General features: G+C 59.4%; 17 protein-coding genes and 1 pseudogene. 11 read left to right on the top strand and 7 right to left on the bottom strand.

Annotation, left to right across the window (positions count from 1 at the left end; translation table 11 throughout):
• Nucleotide 1: 1 nt before the first annotated feature.
• Nucleotides 2-88 (top strand): annotated as a pseudogene (locus JFT63_RS29775) (outer membrane lipoprotein carrier protein LolA); the annotation flags it as partial.
• 11 nt (nucleotides 89-99) lie between these two features.
• Here JFT63_RS29775 and elbB read toward each other — a convergent pair.
• Nucleotides 100-765, bottom strand: a complete 666-nt coding sequence (gene elbB, locus JFT63_RS25730; RefSeq protein ID WP_057702017.1) for an isoprenoid biosynthesis glyoxalase ElbB — start codon at nucleotides 763-765, stop codon at nucleotides 100-102.
• A gap of 115 nt (nucleotides 766-880) precedes the next feature.
• Here elbB and JFT63_RS25725 point away from each other — a divergent pair, with 115 nt between their 5' ends.
• Nucleotides 881-2,116, top strand: coding sequence for a sterol desaturase family protein (locus JFT63_RS25725; RefSeq protein ID WP_198845033.1), 1,236 nt, complete (start codon nucleotides 881-883; stop codon nucleotides 2,114-2,116).
• Here JFT63_RS25725 and JFT63_RS25720 read toward each other — a convergent pair.
• Nucleotides 2,097-2,732, bottom strand: a complete 636-nt coding sequence (locus JFT63_RS25720) for a DedA family protein (protein ID WP_057702293.1) — start codon at nucleotides 2,730-2,732, stop codon at nucleotides 2,097-2,099. The genes JFT63_RS25725 and JFT63_RS25720 overlap by 20 nt on opposite strands.
• A gap of 208 nt (nucleotides 2,733-2,940) precedes the next feature.
• On the opposite strand from JFT63_RS25720, the gene hemB reads away from it, so the two are divergent.
• Entirely contained in the window at nucleotides 2,941-3,954 is a 1,014-nt protein-coding gene (hemB, locus tag JFT63_RS25715) for a porphobilinogen synthase (RefSeq protein ID WP_198707204.1), read from the top strand.
• An 18-nt stretch (nucleotides 3,955-3,972) separates the two neighbouring features.
• Nucleotides 3,973-6,195: a polyphosphate kinase 1 gene (gene ppk1, locus JFT63_RS25710; RefSeq protein ID WP_057702020.1), complete on the top strand. Its 2,223-nt coding sequence runs from the start codon at nucleotides 3,973-3,975 to the stop codon at nucleotides 6,193-6,195.
• A gap of 126 nt (nucleotides 6,196-6,321) precedes the next feature.
• Here the strand turns inward: ppk1 and ppx are convergent, their stop codons facing one another.
• Complete coding sequence (ppx, locus tag JFT63_RS25705; RefSeq protein WP_057702021.1) at nucleotides 6,322-7,824, bottom strand: exopolyphosphatase; 1,503 nt, start codon at nucleotides 7,822-7,824, stop codon at nucleotides 6,322-6,324.
• Nucleotides 7,825-8,302: 478 nt separating this feature from the next.
• Between ppx and JFT63_RS25700 the strand changes: the two genes are divergently transcribed.
• From JFT63_RS25700 to JFT63_RS25685, 4 genes are all read left to right on the top strand, one after another.
• On the top strand, nucleotides 8,303-8,950 hold the full coding sequence (locus JFT63_RS25700) for a DUF1120 domain-containing protein (RefSeq protein WP_198845032.1): 648 nt from the start codon (nucleotides 8,303-8,305) through the stop codon (nucleotides 8,948-8,950).
• An 85-nt stretch (nucleotides 8,951-9,035) separates the two neighbouring features.
• Nucleotides 9,036-9,758 (top strand): fimbria/pilus chaperone family protein, encoded by a 723-nt coding sequence (locus JFT63_RS25695; protein ID WP_198845031.1) that lies wholly within the window; start codon nucleotides 9,036-9,038, stop codon nucleotides 9,756-9,758.
• Nucleotides 9,759-9,765: 7 nt separating this feature from the next.
• Nucleotides 9,766-12,267, top strand: coding sequence for a fimbria/pilus outer membrane usher protein (locus tag JFT63_RS25690; RefSeq protein WP_198845030.1), 2,502 nt, complete (start codon nucleotides 9,766-9,768; stop codon nucleotides 12,265-12,267).
• Complete coding sequence (locus JFT63_RS25685; protein WP_198845029.1) at nucleotides 12,233-12,811, top strand: hypothetical protein; 579 nt, start codon at nucleotides 12,233-12,235, stop codon at nucleotides 12,809-12,811. The genes JFT63_RS25690 and JFT63_RS25685 overlap by 35 nt, the downstream gene beginning before the upstream one ends.
• Here the strand turns inward: JFT63_RS25685 and JFT63_RS25680 are convergent.
• From JFT63_RS25680 to JFT63_RS25665, 4 genes are read right to left on the bottom strand one after another with little or no spacing between them, the layout of a single operon-like run.
• Complete coding sequence (locus JFT63_RS25680; protein ID WP_057702025.1) at nucleotides 12,783-13,520, bottom strand: amino acid ABC transporter ATP-binding protein; 738 nt, start codon at nucleotides 13,518-13,520, stop codon at nucleotides 12,783-12,785. The genes JFT63_RS25685 and JFT63_RS25680 overlap by 29 nt on opposite strands.
• Nucleotides 13,507-14,157: an amino acid ABC transporter permease gene (locus JFT63_RS25675; protein ID WP_057702026.1), complete on the bottom strand. Its 651-nt coding sequence runs from the start codon at nucleotides 14,155-14,157 to the stop codon at nucleotides 13,507-13,509. The genes JFT63_RS25680 and JFT63_RS25675 overlap by 14 nt, the downstream gene beginning before the upstream one ends.
• Nucleotides 14,154-14,822, bottom strand: coding sequence for an amino acid ABC transporter permease (locus JFT63_RS25670; protein WP_057702027.1), 669 nt, complete (start codon nucleotides 14,820-14,822; stop codon nucleotides 14,154-14,156). The genes JFT63_RS25675 and JFT63_RS25670 overlap by 4 nt, the downstream gene beginning before the upstream one ends.
• 14 nt (nucleotides 14,823-14,836) lie before the next feature.
• The gene (locus JFT63_RS25665) at nucleotides 14,837-15,622 is read right to left on the bottom strand and encodes a transporter substrate-binding domain-containing protein (protein WP_057702028.1); all 786 of its coding nucleotides are present in this window, start codon (nucleotides 15,620-15,622) and stop codon (nucleotides 14,837-14,839) included.
• A gap of 255 nt (nucleotides 15,623-15,877) precedes the next feature.
• Here JFT63_RS25665 and JFT63_RS25660 point away from each other — a divergent pair, with 255 nt between their 5' ends.
• The 3 genes from JFT63_RS25660 to rho all read left to right on the top strand — a co-directional run bounded on the left by JFT63_RS25660 (nucleotide 15,878) and on the right by rho (nucleotide 18,516).
• A complete protein-coding gene (locus tag JFT63_RS25660; protein WP_198845028.1) occupies nucleotides 15,878-16,573 on the top strand; it encodes a FadR/GntR family transcriptional regulator in 696 nt (231 codons plus the stop codon).
• A 120-nt stretch (nucleotides 16,574-16,693) separates the two neighbouring features.
• Nucleotides 16,694-17,023, top strand: coding sequence for a thioredoxin TrxA (gene trxA, locus JFT63_RS25655; protein WP_057702295.1), 330 nt, complete (start codon nucleotides 16,694-16,696; stop codon nucleotides 17,021-17,023).
• A 233-nt stretch (nucleotides 17,024-17,256) separates the two neighbouring features.
• On the top strand, nucleotides 17,257-18,516 hold the full coding sequence (gene rho, locus JFT63_RS25650) for a transcription termination factor Rho (RefSeq protein WP_003176825.1): 1,260 nt from the start codon (nucleotides 17,257-17,259) through the stop codon (nucleotides 18,514-18,516).
• Nucleotides 18,517-18,544 lie beyond the last annotated feature (28 nt).

Raw genomic sequence — 18,544 nt, 5'->3', positions numbered from 1 at the left:
CTTGCTCGCGAAAAACGTCAACGATAACGCGGGCACTCTGGGTGAACGCGGCGCCCTCAGGTTCTTCGCGAGCAAGCTCGCTCCTACAGAAAGAGGGCGTCAGTCGTTCTCGTGGGTCAATTCCAATACCCGATCCACCAGCTTGTTGATCCCTGACGCCACTTCACTGATGTTCTTGCCGAGCATATACGCCGGCGTACTGACCAGCTTGCGCGCCTTGTCTTCGACGATATCTTCCACCGTGCATTCGTGGTGTGTGGCGCCCATCTTGTCCAGGGCGGCCGCTGTGTCGGCATCGTTACCGATGGTGCAGGTTACGCCAGGGCCGTAGATCTTCGCGGCCAGGGCCGGCGAGATGCAGATCAAGCCCACCGGCTTGCCTGCTTCGGCAAACGCTTCAGCCAGCTCCAACACCTGCGGGTTGACGCTGCAACCGGCGCCTTCCACGGCAAAGTTCGACAGATTCTTCGCCGCGCCAAACCCGCCCGGCACGATCAGGGCGTCGAAGTCCGCGGCGTTGGCTTGGGCAATATCCTTTACTGCGCCTCGGGCGATACGCGCAGACTCCACCAGCACATTGCGCGACTCGGGCATTTCTTCGCCCGTGAGATGGTTGATCACATGCAATTGCGCAATATCGGGGGCAAAGCATTCCACTTGAGCGCCGCGCTGATCCAGGCGCAGCAGGGTGATCACGCTCTCGTGGATCTCTGCGCCGTCATATACGCCACAGCCGGAAAGGATCACTGCAATTTTTTTGCTCATGGGCATTTCTCCTGATTCATGGCGTTAAATGTCTACTAATTTGTAACCTGTTGCCAATGGGATCTCACGCCGCTGCACCTAATCTTGATGTAACAAAAATAGACCGGACTAGCCCATGGACTTTGTGCCTTACGCAGTACCGTTTTTTATTGCCCTGATCGTCGTGGAGCTGCTGGCCGACCGTTGGCGCGGCGCACGCAACTATCGGGTCGCGGATGCCATCAACAGCCTCAGCACCGGCGTGCTGTCCACCACGACCGGTTTGCTGACCAAGGGCGTGGGCCTTTTGACCTACGCGTTTGCTCTCAAGCATCTGGCGCTCATCGAGTTGCCGGCCCAGAGTGCCTGGACCTGGGTATTCGCTTTTGTGTTCTATGACTTCTGCTATTACTGGCTGCATCGCATGGGCCACGAGCGCAATATTCTTTGGGCTGCGCATTCGGTGCATCACCAGAGTGAGGACTACAACCTCACCACCGCCTTGCGCCAGACCAGCACCGGTTTCCTGCTGAGCTGGATCTTCTACCTGCCTCTGGCCGTCGTTGGCGTGCCGCTGGTGGTGTTTATCAGCGTGGCTTCGCTCAACCTGTTGTATCAATTCTGGGTCCATACCCGCCACGTTCCCAAGCTGGGCTGGTTCGAATGGTTCTTCGTGACGCCGTCCAATCATCGGGCCCACCACGCACAGAACGCTCTCTACATGGATCGTAACTACGGCGGGGTGTTCATTATTTGGGACCGGCTGTTCGGTACTTTTCAAGAAGAGGACGATAATGAGCCGGTGATCTTTGGGGTGACCACACCTCTGGCGAGCTGGAACCCGCTGTGGGCCAACCTGCAGTTTTATGCGCAGTTATGGAATGACGCCCGGCGTACTGAAAGCCGCTGGGACAAGCTGCGCATCTGGTTTATGCGCACCGGCTGGCGCCCGGCGGACGTCAAGGCCAGGTACCCCATGGCCAAGCCGGACCTGAGCCAGTTCCGCAAATTCGAGGTGCCTTTGGATGCGCGGCAACAGTTCTACATCGCGCTGCAATTCGCAGCGTATGTGGGCTTTGGCAGTTATCTGATGAATTTCGGTGAGGGCATGCCTACGGCGGCGCTGGTGCTCGGTTGGGGCGCGATGGCGCTGGGCCTGTTTACCTTGGGGGTGGCGCTGGAGAATCGCCCATGGGCGTTGAAGGCCGAGCTGGCGCGCCTGGCGCTGAACCTGCCGTTGGTATGGCTGGCGCCGCTGGTCGGCTTGTGGCCCCCCAGCCATCTCGCCTGGCTGGGCCTGGCGAGCTACAGCCTGCTCAGCGTGATCGGTCTCTACTGTTGCAGAGGCCGGTTTACTCGGTTGGCGTCTTAGGCGATTCGATCGAGGCTTGCTCGGCAGCCTGTCGCGCCTTGGCCTCGGCACATGCCTCACGGGCGATGCGGGCATTTTTGAAGCGGCGTCGCAGCCACAAGCCAAAACCCAGCACCAGCAGGGCGCCCAGTACCCATAGCTCGTATTTCTTGACGCTGCCGAGCATACCTTCGAGCACCGCACCGAAATGATAGGCCGCAGCTCCCAAGGCAGCGGCCCAGATCGCCGCACCAATACCGTTAAGGATCAGATAGCGCATCGGCGGGTAACCGGACAGGCCAATCGCCACGGGCATCACTGTGCGCAAGCCGTAGACGAAGCGGAAGCTCAGTACCCAGATATCCGGATGCTTGCGGATATGCTCCAGAGCCTTGTCGCCCATCAACTGCCAGCGCGGCTTGCGTGCCAGCAGCTTGCGGCCGTGCTTGCGCCCCATGTAGTACCAGAGCTGGTCGCCGGCGTAGCTGCCAAAAAAGGCAACGACCACCACCAGGTTGATATCCATGTAGCCACGGAACGCCAGGAAGCCTGCGAGTACGAGGATGGTCTCGCCTTCGAAAAACGTGCCGAGAAAGAGGGCAAAGTAGCCGAAGTCATGCAGAAATTGTTGAAGCATGGTCTGGGGTGCTGGCGAAATGAACGCGCAGCCTACGCCTTCACGAAGATTCATGAAAGTATCGAGATGTGTCACGAAGTGAACAATTCCTACATATATGACGAATGCGCCTACAGGTCGCATCGATAAGCACAACTGTCATACCTTCGTCATAATGGCCGCTTATAACTGCAACGCTCGCCCGTAAACGCGGGCTCAGGAGTCTGTCGTGAGCTTTACCCCTGCCAACCGCCTGTTCCCCGCCACTCGTCTGCGCCGCAACCGTCGTGATGATTTTTCTCGCCGCCTGGTACGTGAAAATGTACTTACGACGAACGATCTGATCCTGCCGGTATTTGTGCTCGACGGCGAAAATCGTCGGGAAGCCGTCGCGTCGATGCCGGGTGTGGAGCGTTTGACCATTGATCAGTTGCTGATCGAGGCGGCCAATTGGGTCGAGTTGGGAATCCCGGCACTGGCGCTGTTTCCGGTGACTCCGCCGCAGCTCAAGTCTCTGGACGCCGCCGAAGCCTGGAACCCGCAAGGGATCGCCCAGCGCGCCACCCGTGCCTTGCGCGAGCGCTTCCCGGAGCTTGGGGTGATCACTGACGTGGCACTGGACCCGTTCACCACGCACGGCCAGGATGGCATTCTTGACGAAGAAGGTTATGTACAGAACGACATCACCGTCGATGCGCTGGTCAAGCAGGCGTTGTCCCACGCCGCGGCGGGCGCCCAGGTGGTTGCGCCGTCGGACATGATGGACGGCCGTATCCAGGCGATTCGCGAAGCCCTTGAGCTGGCCGGTCACGTCAATGTGCGGATCATGGCCTACTCGGCCAAATACGCCAGCGCCTATTACGGCCCCTTCCGCGATGCTGTAGGGTCGGCGCTGAACCTGGGCAAGGCCAACAAGGCCTCGTACCAGATGGACCCGGCCAATAGCCAGGAAGCGCTGCACGAAGTGGCCGCTGACCTGGCCGAAGGCGCCGATATGGTGATGGTCAAGCCCGGGATGCCGTATCTGGACATCCTTTATCGGGTCAAAGAGGAATTCAAAGTGCCGACCTTTGTCTATCAGGTCAGCGGTGAATACGCCATGCACATGGCGGCGATCCAGAATGGTTGGTTGAGTGAAGGGGTGATCCTCGAATCCCTGACTGCCTTTAAACGTGCCGGCGCTGATGGCATTCTGACCTACTTCGCCGCCCGCGCTGCCCAATTGCTTAGAGAGCAACAATAGCCCTCACAGGAACACTCGATGAATACCGAAGGACTCTCCGAAGTTGCCGTAAAAGACGCTCACCCGGTGGTTGAACAAGTGACCCAGACCCCGCCGGAGCTGGAGCCTGCCCCGCCTGCGGTGGTTGCCGAAGCACCTGCGCCGGTGCCCGTGCCCGTGGTCACCAACCTGGATGACAGCAGCCTGTACATCCATCGCGAGTTGTCACAACTGCAATTCAACATCCGCGTGCTGGAGCAGGCGCTGGATGAGTCCTACCCGTTGCTGGAGCGGCTGAAATTCCTGCTGATCTTCTCCAGCAACCTGGATGAGTTCTTCGAGATTCGCGTTGCCGGCCTCAAGAAGCAGATCACCTTCGCCCGTGAACAAGCCGGGGCCGACGGCCTGCAACCGCATCAGGCGTTGGCACGCATCAGTGAATTGGTGCATGGCCATGTGGACCGCCAGTACGCGATCCTCAATGACATCCTGCTGCCGGAGCTGGAAAAACATCAGGTTCGCTTCATTCGTCGTCGTCACTGGACCGCCAAGATCAAGACCTGGGTGCGCCGTTATTTCCGCGACGAGATTTCGCCGATCATCACCCCCATCGGCCTGGACCCTACGCACCCGTTCCCACTGCTGGTGAACAAGAGCCTCAACTTTATCGTTGAGCTTGAAGGTATCGATGCCTTCGGTCGCGATTCGGGCCTGGCGATCATCCCGGCGCCGCGTCTGTTGCCACGCATCATCAAGGTACCGGAAGAGGTAGGGGGCGCTGGCGACAATTATGTATTCCTGTCGTCGATGATCCATGCCCACGCCGATGACCTGTTCCAGGGCATGAAGGTCAAAGGCTGCTACCAGTTCCGCCTGACCCGTAACGCCGACCTGGCACTGGATTCCGAAGATGTCGAAGACTTGGCCCGGGCCCTGCGCGGCGAGCTGTTCTCGCGGCGTTATGGCGATGCGGTGCGTCTGGAAGTGGCGGATACCTGCCCCAAACATCTGTCGGACTACCTGCTCAAGCAGTTCAACCTGGCCGAATCCGAGTTGTACCAGGTCAATGGCCCGGTGAACTTGACGCGTCTGTTCAGCATTACCGGCCTGGACAGCCACCCGGAGCTGCAATACAAGCCGTTCACGCCGCAGATCCCGAAACTGCTGCAAAACAGCGAGAACATCTTCAGCGTGGTGAGCAAGCAGGACATCCTGCTGCTGCACCCCTTCGAGTCGTTCACCCCGGTGGTCGACCTGCTGCGCCAGGCTGCCAAGGACCCGCACGTCCTGGCCGTGCGCCAGACCCTGTACCGCAGCGGTGCCAACTCGGAAATCGTCGATGCGTTGGTGGATGCTGCGCGTAACGGCAAGGAAGTCACCGCGGTGATCGAGTTGCGGGCGCGCTTTGACGAGGAGTCCAACCTGCAACTGGCCAGCCGCCTGCAAGCGGCCGGTGCGGTGGTGATCTACGGCGTGGTCGGCTTCAAGACCCACGCCAAGATGATGTTGATTCTGCGCCGTGAGGCCGGTGAAATTGTGCGTTACGCCCACTTGGGCACCGGCAACTACCACGCCGGCAACGCCAAGCTCTACACCGACTACAGCCTGCTGACATCCGATGACGCGCTGTGTGAAGACGTCGGCAAGTTGTTCAGCCAGTTGATCGGCATGGGCAAGACCTTGCGCATGAAGAAGCTGTTGCACGCGCCGTTCACCCTCAAGAAGGGCATGCTCGACATGATTGCCCGCGAGACCCAGTTCGCTCTCGACGGCAAACCGGCGCACATCATCGCCAAGTTCAACTCGCTGACCGATCCTAAGATCATCCGCGCGCTGTACAAGGCCAGCCAGTCGGGCGTACGTATCGATCTGGTGGTGCGTGGCATGTGCTGCCTGCGCCCGGGCATTGTCGGCGTGTCGCATAACATCCACGTGCGCTCGATCATCGGCCGCTTCCTGGAGCACACCCGCGTGTTCTACTTCCTCAACGGCGGCGAAGAGCAGATGTTCCTCTCCAGCGCCGACTGGATGGAACGCAACCTCGACAAGCGTGTGGAGACCTGCTTCCCGGTAGAAGGCAAGAAGCTGATCATGCGGGTCAAGAAGGAGCTGGAAAGCTACCTGACCGACAACACCCACAGCTGGAGTCTGCAATCGGACGGGCGTTATGTACGCAACACCCCGACCGGCAACCAGAACCCGCGCAGCGCGCAGGCGACGTTGCTGGAGAAGTTGGGTAGCCCGATTCTTGCGGTGAACTAAAACCCAACGCAGTTCAAAAAGTGGGAGCGGGCTTGCCCGCGATAGCGGTAGGTCAGCCAAAGATGCATTGGCTGACACTCCGCCTTCGCGAGCAAGCCCGCTTCCACATTTGTTTTGCCGTGTGCTTTAGCGCAGGTTCAGGCTGAACCCCACCCGCGTCAGCCATTCGGCTTCCTGGGCGAAGTCCGCCTGGGTCAGTTGGTTTTCATCCAGCCAGCCCTTGGGGAAGATGACTTCCAGGCTGTCGTCATCGGCGTGCAGTTTTACCTGGGGCATTTCCTGGGTGCCACGAATGTGGTGGAACAGGATTGCAAAGCGCAACAGCGCGCACAGGCGAATCAGCTTGATGCCGTCTTTGCCGAATTCGGCAAATTTGTCCTTGGGAATATTGCGGCGATGGCCGCGCACCAGCAGTGCGAGCATCTGTTGGTCTTCGCGGGAGAAACCGGCCAGGTCCGAGTGCTCGATCAGGTAGGCGCCGTGCTTGTGGTAATGGTAGTGGGCGATGTCCAGGCCCACTTCATGCACCTTGGCGGCCCAGCCCAGCAGCTCGCGCCAGACGCCGTCTTCCAGGTCCCAATCTGCGGCCACCTGGTCGAAAGCGTGCAAGGCTTTGCGCTCCACGCGGGCAGCCTGTTCCAGGTCGACGTGGTAGCGTTCCATCAGCGAGCTGAGAGTGCGCTCACGCACGTCTTCGTGGTGATGGCGGCCCAGCAGGTCATACAGCACGCCTTCGCGCAGGGCGCCGTCACAGTGGTCCATGCGTTGCAGTTCGAGGGCGTCGAAAATGGCTTCGAGAATCGCCAGGCCCGCAGGGAAAATGGCGCGGCGATCAGGTTTGATACCGTCGAAGTCGATTTTTTCCGCATCCCCCAGCTTGAACAGCTTGCGCTTGAGCCACGCCAGACCTTCGGCATTCACCTCGCCGGTGCCATGGCCGCCCGCCTTCAAGGCCAGGCCGATGGCGCGGATGGTGCCGGACGAGCCGATGGCTTCATCCCAGGTCAGGCGGTGCAGGGCATGTTCAATGCTCATGATCTCCAGCCGCGCCGCCGTATAAGCCTGGGCATAGCGCGCCGGCGTGATCTTGCCGTCCTTGAAGTAACGTTGAGTGAAGCTCACGCAGCCCATCTGCAAGCTTTCACGCAGCAGTGGCTCGAAACGCTGGCCGATGATGAACTCGGTACTGCCGCCACCAATGTCCGCCACCAGGCGTTTGCCCGGTGTGTCGGCCAGTGTGTGGGACACGCCGAGGTAGATCAGGCGCGCCTCTTCACGGCCAGAGATAACTTCCACCGGATGCCCGAGGATTTCCTCGGCACGATGGATGAACTCATTGCGGTTTCGGGCTTCGCGCAATGCGTTGGTGCCGACGATGCGCACAGCGCCAGGCGGCATGCCATTGATCAATTGCGCAAAGCGCTTGAGGCAGTCGAGCCCGCGCTGCATGGATTCTTCATTGAGCTTGCGCTCGTCGTCGATCCCGGCGGCCAGTTGCACTTTTTCGCCGAGCCGCTCAAGGATGCGGATCTCACCGTTCTGGGCCTTGGCCACGACCATGTGAAAGCTGTTGGAGCCCAGGTCGATGGCGGCGATCAAGGACAGATTCTTGGCTTGGGATTGCGGCATGGTTTGGGAGTCTCGGTCGATAACCTTGCCATCGTGCCACGATCGACCGCTGGAGCCAACGCGTTGTGCTTCGGTAATTTTCCCGCTGCGGTCTGTAGGAAAACTTTGGAAAGCTTAGGGCTGCTTCGCAAGCTTTCGGCAAACAAACTTTCCGATGATGTAAGAGGTTTTAACCGCCTGCGGTTGTTAATGTGTAGATGATTTTGCCTACAGTGGGTGGGACTATATGCTGTTCTATATTTTGCTCTTGCCTACACTGTCGATAGGTTAAAGTAATTGTTTGTTCTTGCTGGGGCCTACAACAAATACCGCGCTGTCTGATTTTTTATCGGGGTACCCACACCCCAGACTGTCACTCGGCAATTCTGCCGGGGTGTTATTTATTTATAGTTTTGTATTAAGGACGATAGTTGTTGAGCGATGGAATCGCCAAAACCTGAATAAAGAGCGCCTGTTAACTTCAAGTGACAGGACGAGCATGAAAAAAATTGTTGGATTGACCTTCGGTATTGCGTGTCTGGCTGCAGCTCTGCAAGTTCAGGCAAATACGAGCGCCCAGTTGATCGTCAAGGGGACGATCAAGCCTGCCGCCTGCAGCTTAAACCTGTCGGGCGGTGGCATCATTGACTACAACACGATTCGCTCCGGCGAGTTGTCTCACACGGCATTCAACCCGCGTGAAGAGCACACCACGTCCCTGGTTATCAATTGCGGCAGTGCGCCTGCCAGGTTCGGCCTCACCTTCAGCGATTTGCAGGCGGGGAGCAAGGTAACAGGCATCCTTGGGCCGGGCTTCTCCGAAGCGCAGAACTTTGGTTTGGGGATCGCAGCGTCCCGACGCGTCGGTGGCTATTCGATCACCCTCAGGGACCTTCGCTCTTCCGGAACAACGCTGTTTTCGATCATGCGCACCGGACATGGTGCCTGGCAAAACAGCGACGGCAGAATCGCCCAATCGCCCAGCCAGTACTCCTGGCGTAATGGCGTGAGCGTGACCCCTGCCTCGATCAGCCAGTTGACAGCCACAGTGGCGGTGAAAGCCGTGATCAACAAGGCTCAGGACTTGGATCTGAGTCGTGATGTTCCCCTGGATGGCCGCGCCACGCTTGTATTGAGTTACATCTAAACAACCGAAAACAGCCGATCAAGAAAGCCAACCCTTTCTTGTTGGCTGTTTTTCTTTGGGCGTTAGGTGGCCAATCGTCAACTTCATGAGTTGTGGGGAATATTGCGTGCGTGTTTTTTTAATAAGTCTTGCGTGGCTATGGAGTATGTTTTTCAGTGTGGTGGCTGCGGCGGATGGGATGTTGCCGGACACAACTGTAGTCGTACTTTTCGAGGAAGACGGCGAAGCCACGATCACTATCAAGAACACCGATGCAGGGCCGGCGTTGCTTCATTCTGTTATTGAAAACGTGCCTGAAGATCTCGAACCGCTACTGATTGTCACGCCTCCTATTACCCGTGTGGAAGCGGGGGATACGCAGCTGGTGCGTTTCATCAGCACGCTGAAGCAGCCGCTCAAGGCCCAACGGCTCAAGCGCGTGTCTTTTGAGGGCATTCCCCAGGCGCGGGCCGCGGACGGCGCGACCATCGGTATCACTCTTCGGCAGAATCTGCCGTTGATCCTGCATCCCAAAGGCTTGCCACGCCACCAAACCCCGTGGGAGCTGCTGAGGTGGGAGCGGTTCGCCGAGCGACTCACCGTCCACAACGACAGCGCTTACGTCGTGCGTCTGGCACCGGATGTGCAACTGCTTCCACAAGGTATTCAAGCCACACTGCCGCGCACCTATATCTTGCCAGGTGAGGCGTTGGTGGCGAACGTTGACGGTGCTTTGGGCGATGTGGCGCAGGTTGAGATTCAACCTGCCACGGTCTATGGCTTTTCGGTAGACAGCTACCTGGCACCGGTCAACGCAGATGCGCGTTGATCGGCTCATGATCGTCCCGTCGGCTCGCGGTATTACTGGGCCGTTCCGGCCCTGCAAATCCAGGTTGTTCATAGGGTTCGCGGCGTTATGGGGTTTGCCTGGCATGACGGCTGCGCTGGAGCTTGGGGAGGGGTTTGACCTGGCTGCGCTGACGACCCACGGCATTGACCCCCAGGTCTCCGATTACTTTCGCAGTGCTGCGCGTTTTCGTGAAGGCATTCAAGTGGTCGGATTGCGCGTCAATGGCAACCCGCTTGGGCTGGTTGATGCTCGGTTCGATTCACAGGGAGGGCTGTGTTTCACTCCCGGGTTGCTGGAGAAGGCGGGGTTGGTAAAGCCTGGGGAGATCCTTCGGGAAGGCGCCACGCCGGATCAGGCGTGCCATGACTTCCTCGGTGCGTTCCCTGCGACCATGGTGCGCTTGCGCCCCGGTACTGACGAAGTGGCGCTGGTGGTGCCGACCCAGGCTTTGCGTGACCCCGAATGGGAGAGCGGGCATTTTTCTCGGGGCGGCACGGCCGCGTTGTTCAACTATGACGTATTGGGTTACGACAGCCACTCGCGTAGCGGGCCGACCCGGTTTGTGTCGGCCTATACCGAAGCGGGCTTCAACCTGGATGACTGGATTGTTCGCAGTCGCCAGTTCTATGTGTCTGACAACGGGCAGACCCGTACCGAACACCTGCACGCCTATGCACAGCGGGATATCGCCGCGTTGCAGTCGACTTTCCAGATGGGCCAGCTCTCCAGTAATAACCCGCTGTTTGGCGGGATCCAGCTGTCCGGCTTGCAGTTCTCCCCCGATGGGCAGTCCAGAGCCCCTGCGGGCGGCAATAATGCAGTGGTCGAAGGCTTGGCCCAAAGCCAATCGCGAGTTGAAGTGCGCCAGTCCGGGGTGTTGATCCACAGTACATTGGTGCCCGAAGGGCCGTTCCGGTTGACGGGGGTGCCACTGCTCAGTGGCACCAGTGACCTTGATGTCAGTGTGATTGACGTGCGCGGCGCCAGGCGCAGTTTTGTCGTGCCGGCGGCTTCGTTCGCGGGGGCTGCCCCAGCGGCACCGGGCTATTACTTTTCGGTTGGCCAGCTGCGCAGAAGCGCAGGTGAAGAGGGGCCGTCACCGGTGGTCGCCATGGGCAGTGGCACCTGGGGGTTGGGTCGCGATGCGTCTGCCGGTTTTGGTCTGTTGAGTACCGAGGATTATTGGGCTGCGGGGGGCACCCTGAGCAGCGTGTTTTTCCAGCGGGTGTCTGTGAGCGCACGACATAACCTGTCCCGAGACAGCCACAAGGCGGTGTCCGGGTCACGCAGCAGCGTATCCGTGAGTAGCCCGGTGGTCGCCAATATCGATGTCAACGTCAGCGCAACCACCCAGACCCGCGGCTATCGCGAAGTGACTGAAGCAGGTCGGTCCCTCAGGGGCGATGAGTTGAACTCGCATTTCAAGAACCACTACACCGCGGGTATGAGCTGGGCCGAGCCCACGCTGGGCATATTTTCGCTGAACTACACCCGCAGTGCTCAATTTGGCGGGCAAACGAGCGAGCATGTATTTGTCTCCTGGAACAAATCGTTCGGTCGCGCCGATGTCGCCTTCATCGCCGATTCGCAAGTGGGCGGCTCGCGCACTCGTCGTGATACTCCACTTGACGGCAGTCGCCGAGGCAGTGCCCTGGATAACGACCTGTCCTTGCGGTTGCAGGTCAGCGTGCCGCTGGGAGGAGATCGGCGTGTAAGCAGCTTCACAAGCCGACGTGGCGACCACTTCACTGCGGGTACCGCGCTCAGCGAAAGGGTCAACGAGTATGTGAATTACGACGTCGGCATCGAGCGTGACATGCGCAGCCGGGAGCAATCCGTGCGGGCGCAGGTCGACCTGTTGCCACGCTATACCCAGGTCGGCCTGGGCGTCAGCCGCGATCCCCTGGGCACCAGCTACACCGGACAGTTGCGCGGCGGTGCAGTGGCGCATGAAGGTGGGGTGACCTTCTCGCCTTATAGCGTGCAAGACACGTTCGGCGTCGTCTCGGTCGGCGATATCGGCTCCGCCAAAGTCCAGACGCCGCAAGGCCCGGTCTGGACCGACTTCAACGGGCAAGCGGTGATCGCGGGCTTGCCGGCCTACACCAACAGCCGAGTCGAAGTGCAGACTCAATCCTTGCCCAAACGAGTGGACCTGAAAAACGGCACCCAGGTGCTTGCCGCGGGTAGAGGTTCGTTCAATACCGTGGATTTCGACGTGGTGAAAGTGCGCCGAATGCTGGTGACTGCGAGCGATCAGCACGGCAGACCGCTACCTCAGGGCGCCTCGGTATTAGGCAAGGGCAATCGTTTTCTCACCAGCGTAGTAGGCGAGGGCATGATTTTTCTCAATGACGTGACTGAGTCGCAAAGCCTGCGGGTTTCCTTGCCTGACTCTTCCACTTGCCTGCTGCATATTGACGCCGAGGCCAAGCCTGACAATGACAAATTTTATGAAGCTGCATCGGCGGTATGCCGAGGTGATTAAGACCGCTCTGAGCCTGCCTTTGGCGCTGTTTTGCACACTGCTGGCGCCGCCTGATGCGATGGCGGAAAACTGCCGACTGTCGCTGAGCCAGCCGCGTGTCGACTATGGCCAGATACGCAGGGATGCGCTGGTTGAAAGCTCTGCCGTGGTACTGGCAACCCGCTCCTTGAGTGTCAACGTACTCTGTGCCGAGCCTGCGGCCATGGCGTTGCGTTTTGTTGGCGCTGCAGCCGATGGGGAGGGGTTTCGGTTCGGGCGTGAGGGCCGTTTGCGGTTGAGTCTCAAGCATGCTCAGGTCGATGGGCGTGCCGTCGGTTGGGCGGCTGCCCACGTGCCGGGTGAGGTTGTCAGAGGCCAGTTGTTGCCCGGCCAGGTTTTGGTGGCTCAAGCAGCAGGTATGCCGGTGGTAGGGCGGCGACTCACCGCCCAGGTCGATATCGATACCCAATTGCCCTTCGATGCCTTGTCGGTGCGCAGGGAGACGCACCTGGAGGCACAGGGCAGTTTTGAGCTGGTCAGCTCGGCTGTTCAACCGAGCCAATGAAATTGGCGAGCTCTACGGTTCCTGGGTTGGCAAACAACACCTTCGGGTCGCCGGTTTCATGCACCTTGCCCTGGTGCATGAACACCAGCTTGTCGCCGACTTCCCGGGCGAAGCGCATTTCGTGGGTGACCATGATCAGCGTCATGCCATCCTGGGCCAATTGACGCACCACGCTGAGCACCTCATTGACCAATTCCGGGTCCAGGGCCGAGGTAATCTCATCGCACAACAGCACCTTGGGCGACATGGCCAGCGCGCGGGCAATGGCGACCCGTTGCTGCTGGCCACCGGACAGACGATCGGGGAAGGCGTCGAACTTCTCGCCCAGCCCAACGCGTTCGAGCATTTGCCTGGCCAGCTGTGCCGCCTTGGCCTTGGGCACTTTTTGCACCACTTGCGGTGCCAGCATCACGTTTTCGCCGACGCTCAGGTGCGGGAACAGGTTGAACTGCTGGAACACCATGCCGACTTTCTGCCTTAGGCTGCGCAGGTCGGCGCGGGCGGCGTCGAGGTATTCGCCATCGACTTCGATCACACCGTCATTGATCGACTCCAGGCCATTAAGGGTACGCAGCAAGGTGGACTTGCCCGAGCCGCTGCGGCCGATGATCGCCACTACCTGGCCTTCTTCCACGGTCAGGTCGATGCCCTTGAGGACGTGGTGATCGCCGTAATACTTATGCAGGGCTGAGATTCTAAGCAGAGGCATGCAGTCTCCTTTCCAGGTAGCGCGCACTGAGGGACAAGGGGTAGCAGAGCAGGAAATAACCGAGGGCCACCAGGCCGTAAACCATGAACGGCTCGAAGGTCGCGTTGGCGAGCATGCCGCCGGTCTTGGTCAGTTCGGTGAAGCCGATGATCGAGGTCACGGCGGTGCCTTTGACCACCTGCACCGAGAAACCCACCGTCGGCGCGACGGCAATGCGCAGCGCCTGGGGCAGGATCACATAGCGCAGCTGCTCAAAAGGGTTCAGGGCCAGGCTGGCCGAGGCTTCCCACTGGCCATGGGCAATGGAGTCGACGCAACCGCGCCAGATTTCGGCCAGGTAGGCGCTGGTGAACAGGGTCAGGGCGATTGCCGCAGCCAGCCAGGGCGATATGTCTATGCCAAGCAGGGCAACGCCGAAAAACACCAGGAACAACTGCATCAGCAGCGGTGTGCCCTGGAACAACTCGATATAGGTGCGGGCAATATTACGTGGGAAGGCTTTGCGGCTGATGCGCATCGTCATCACCAGCAGGCCGATGAGGCCTCCGCCCACAAACGCTACCAATGACAGCAGCAGCGTCCACTGCAGGCCAGTGAGCAGGTTGCGCACGATGTCCCAGAGGGTGAACTCACTCATCGGCTGTTCCTCATCACAAACCGCCGGCCGATCCAGTTGAGCAACTGGCGAATCATCAGCGCCATGCACAGGTACACCAGGGTGGTCAGGGCATAGGTTTCAAAGGCACGGAAATTACGCGACTGGATAAAGTTGGCGGCAAAGCTCAATTCTTCGGTGGCGATCTGTGAACACACCGCCGAGCCAAGCATCACGATGATGATCTGGCTGCTCAGGGCTGGCCACACTTTGCCCAGCGCCGGTAGCAGCACCACATGGCGGAACGCTTCGAAGCGCGTCATCGCCAGCGCGGCGGCGGCTTCCAGCTGCCCGCGCGGGATGGCCTGGATCCCGGCGCGGATGATCTCGGTGGAGTAAGCCCCCAGGTTGATCACCATTGCCAGCACGGCGGCTTGCCACTCGGTGATCTTCAACCCCAGGGACGGCAGGCCGAAGAAAATAAAGAACAACTGCACCAGGAACGGCGTGTTGCGGATCAATTCGACATACACACCAAAGATCCATGCAAACGGCTGGATCTTCCACGCCCGCACCACGGCACCGACGATGCCCAGTGCCACTCCGAGAATGGCGCCGATCGCCGTCAGCTCAAGGGTGAACAGCGCGCCACGCAGCAGCAGATCGGTATTGGCCAGCACCGGCACAAAGTCGAATTGATAGGCCATCGGTCAACTCCGTTTTAAAGGTCAGCAGGCAACGGTTCTTTGAGCCATTGCAGCGCGTTTTTTTCCAGGCTGCCGTCAGCCTTGGCCGCGACCAGGATCTGATTGACCTTTTCCAGCAGCGCCGGCTCGTTCTTGTTCACGCCCACATACACCGGCGAGTCCTTGAGTTTCACCTTCAGTGCCGGTACGCGTTTGGGGTTGCGTTCGCTGATGGCCACCATGACCACGTTGCCGCTGGCGATCAGGTCCACCTGGCCGGCCAGGTAGGCAGCGATGGTGGAGTTGTTATCTTCAAAGCGCTTGATCGTGGCTTCCTTGGGCGCCACCGCGGTCAGCTCGATATCCTCGATGGCGCCACGGGTCACGCTGATGGTCTTGCCCTTGAGGTCGTCGAGGTTGGCGATGGCGGCATCAGGCGGCCCAAACACGGCAAGGTAGAACGGTGCGTAGGCGTTGGAGAAGTCGATGACCTTTGCGCGCTCGGGGTTCTTGCCCAGGCTGGAAATCACCAGGTCGACCTTGCCGGTGGTGAGGAACGGGATGCGGTTGGTGCTGTTCACCGGGGTCAGCTCCAGCTTGACCTTGAGTTGGTCGGCCAGCAGCTTGGCGGTGTCGATGTCCAGGCCACGGGGTTGCATGTCCGGACCCACCGAACCAAACGGTGGGAAGTCCTGGGGGACGGCAACCTTCAGGGTGCCACGGGCGACGATGTCATCCAGACCGTTCGCCTGGGCGGGTGCCTGGCTCAGCATCAGGCTGGCAAACAGGGCAGTGAGCAGGGCGCTGTAGCGCTTGGTCATGGCAACTCTCCGAAAAGGGCGAAGGAATTTTCTGAGTTTGCCCAGTGCACAGCCCATGCCAGCCTCCTCGGATTGGTCTGCAAGGCACGGATTCGTTGATGTGCGATGGTCTTACTGGTCTGAACAGTTATTGGTTTTTCCGCACCCTTTTCGAGCAGCGTAAAAAGCGCACGAGCCCCTTTGGGGCGTGGCTTGCCGACAGACTTCAATAGCTTTACAACTAGCTCTTCAGCTGACGGAAACCTTGAGTTTTTTATGAATTCCATCGCCCAAGCCGTACCGGAAGCGGCCTTGCAGGCCATCCGCAAACTGATCAAGGAACAAGGCTTTGGGCCAGGCGACGCCTTGCCCTCTCAGCGCGATTTGGCGATACGCTTGGGCGTGAGCCGGGCGTCGTTGCGCGAGGCCTTATCGTCCTTGAGCGCAGTGGGTGTGGTCAGTGTGCAGCCGGGCAAGGGCGTGTTCGTGCTGGCGCCGAACCAGTCATCCGAGCTCGCCTGGCCGTTTGCGGCGCAGGCCACGCCGCTGGACATCTTCCAGCTGCGTTACGCGCTGGAAGGGTTCGCTGCAGGTTTGGCGGCCGTTACATTGACCACCGATGAGCTCGACAGCCTGGAAGACAATGTCGAGGCGATGCGCAAGGTCCTCAAGGCGGGTGACTTCGAAGCCGCCGCCCGGCTGGACTTCGAATTTCACCAGCGCATTTTGCTGGCCAGCGGCAACCAGGCCATGGTGAGTATTCTCAGCGCCAGCGCCGAGGTGTTCCTGGAGAGCCAGAAACTACCGTTCATCCGGCCGGAACGCGCCATGGAGACCTGGCAGGAACATCGCAAAATCCTGCGAGCCCTGGCCCGGCGTAGCAGCGCGGCGGCGCAGAAAGCCATGCAGGAGCACGTTCGCAATGCGGCGTTGCGCACAGGCATCGTGTTCGTGACAGCCGTAACGCCATGAGCGGGCTATAACCGCGCTCATGCAACGCCATAGCAAGACTCAATCAGAGGCGGCTTCCTGAACGAAGGAAGGGCAGCTATGATGGGCAACGTTTTTTTTGCTTACAATCCGGAGACATCCATGAGCAGCGATCTTATCAAGCACGTCACCGACGCGACCTTTGAAGCCGAAGTCCTCAAGGCTGACGGCCCGGTGCTGGTTGACTACTGGGCTGAATGGTGCGGCCCTTGCAAAATGATCGCTCCGGTTCTGGACGACATTGCAACGACCTACGAAGGCAAACTGACCATTGCCAAACTGAACATCGACGAAAACCAGGAAACCCCGGCCAAGCACGGCGTGCGTGGTATTCCGACCCTGATGCTGTTCAAGAACGGCAACGTCGAGGCCACCAAGGTTGGCGCGCTGTCCAAGTCGCAACTGGCTGCATTCCTCGACGCGAACATCTAAGCGTCGTCAAAAAAGCCCCGAAAATCTCGGGGCTTTTTCGTAATACAGGGCTAGACGCTCCGAAACTCAGGTGGTACATTCGGCCCCGCACTGGTTTCTCCACTGCCCCCTGCAAGCCGTCGCCGACGCATTCCTTTTCGATTAGTACGCGATCCTATCGCCTTCTCTGCGGCGCGGCCTCATTAAGCCAAAAGCTTAATTTCCCCCTCCATAAATGATTACGTCATTCCTATATGAATCTGACTGAACTCAAGCAAAAGCCGATTACCGACCTGCTCCAACTGGCCGAAGAAATGGGCATAGAAAATATGGCCCGTTCGCGCAAGCAGGACGTGATTTTCTCCCTGCTCAAGAAGCACGCGAAAAGCGGCGAGGAAATCTCCGGTGATGGCGTGCTGGAGATTCTCCAGGACGGCTTCGGCTTCCTCCGCTCCGCAGACGCTTCCTATCTCGCCGGCCCAGACGATATCTATGTCTCGCCGAGCCAGATCCGTCGTTTCAACTTGCGCACCGGTGACACCATCGTTGGCAAGATCCGTCCTCCGAAGGAAGGCGAGCGCTATTTCGCCCTGCTCAAGGTCGACACGATCAACTTCGATCGCCCAGAGAACGCGAAAAACAAGATTCTCTTCGAGAACCTGACCCCGCTGTTCCCGACCGTGCGCATGAAGATGGAAGCCGGTAACGGTTCCACCGAAGACTTGACCGGTCGTGTGATCGACCTGTGTGCCCCGATCGGCAAAGGCCAGCGTGGCCTGATCGTCGCACCGCCGAAAGCCGGTAAAACGATCATGCTGCAGAACATTGCAGCGAACATCGCACGTAACAACCCTGAAGTTCACCTGATCGTACTGTTGATCGATGAGCGTCCGGAAGAAGTGACCGAGATGCAGCGCACCGTGCGCGGCGAAGTGGTTGCCTCGACGTTCGATGAGCCACCGACCCGCCACGTGCAGGTTGCCGAAATGGTGATCGAGAAGGCCAAGCGCCTGGTCGAACACAAGAAGGACGTGGTGATCCTGCTCGACTCCATCACCCGTCTGGCCCGTGCCTACAACACCGTGATCCCGAGCTCCGGCAAGGTACTGACCGGTGGTGTCGATGCCCACGCCCTGGAGAAACCAAAACGTTTCTTCGGTGCTGCGCGGAACATCGAAGAAGGCGGCTCGTTGACCATTATCGCCACCGCGCTGGTTGAAACCGGCTCGAAGATGGACGAAGTGATCTACGAAGAGTTCAAGGGTACCGGCAACATGGAACTGCCCCTGGACCGTCGCATTGCTGAAAAGCGTGTGTTCCCTGCGATCAACATCAACCGTTCCGGCACACGCCGCGAAGAGTTGCTGACCGCAGACGACGAACTGCAGCGTATGTGGATCCTGCGCAAGCTGCTGCACCCGATGGACGAAGTCGCTGCCATCGAGTTCCTGATCGACAAGCTGAAAACCACCAAGACCAACGACGAGTTCTTCCTGTCGATGAAGCGCAAGTAACACGCGACTTCAGGTTCGAAAGAATGGC

It is taken from the genome of Pseudomonas sp. MF7453, from assembly GCF_016405455.1.
In the GTDB taxonomy this organism is placed as follows: Bacteria; Pseudomonadota; Gammaproteobacteria; order Pseudomonadales; family Pseudomonadaceae; genus Aquipseudomonas; species Aquipseudomonas paralactis.
This window is presented reverse-complemented; position numbering and strand designations above follow the sequence as displayed.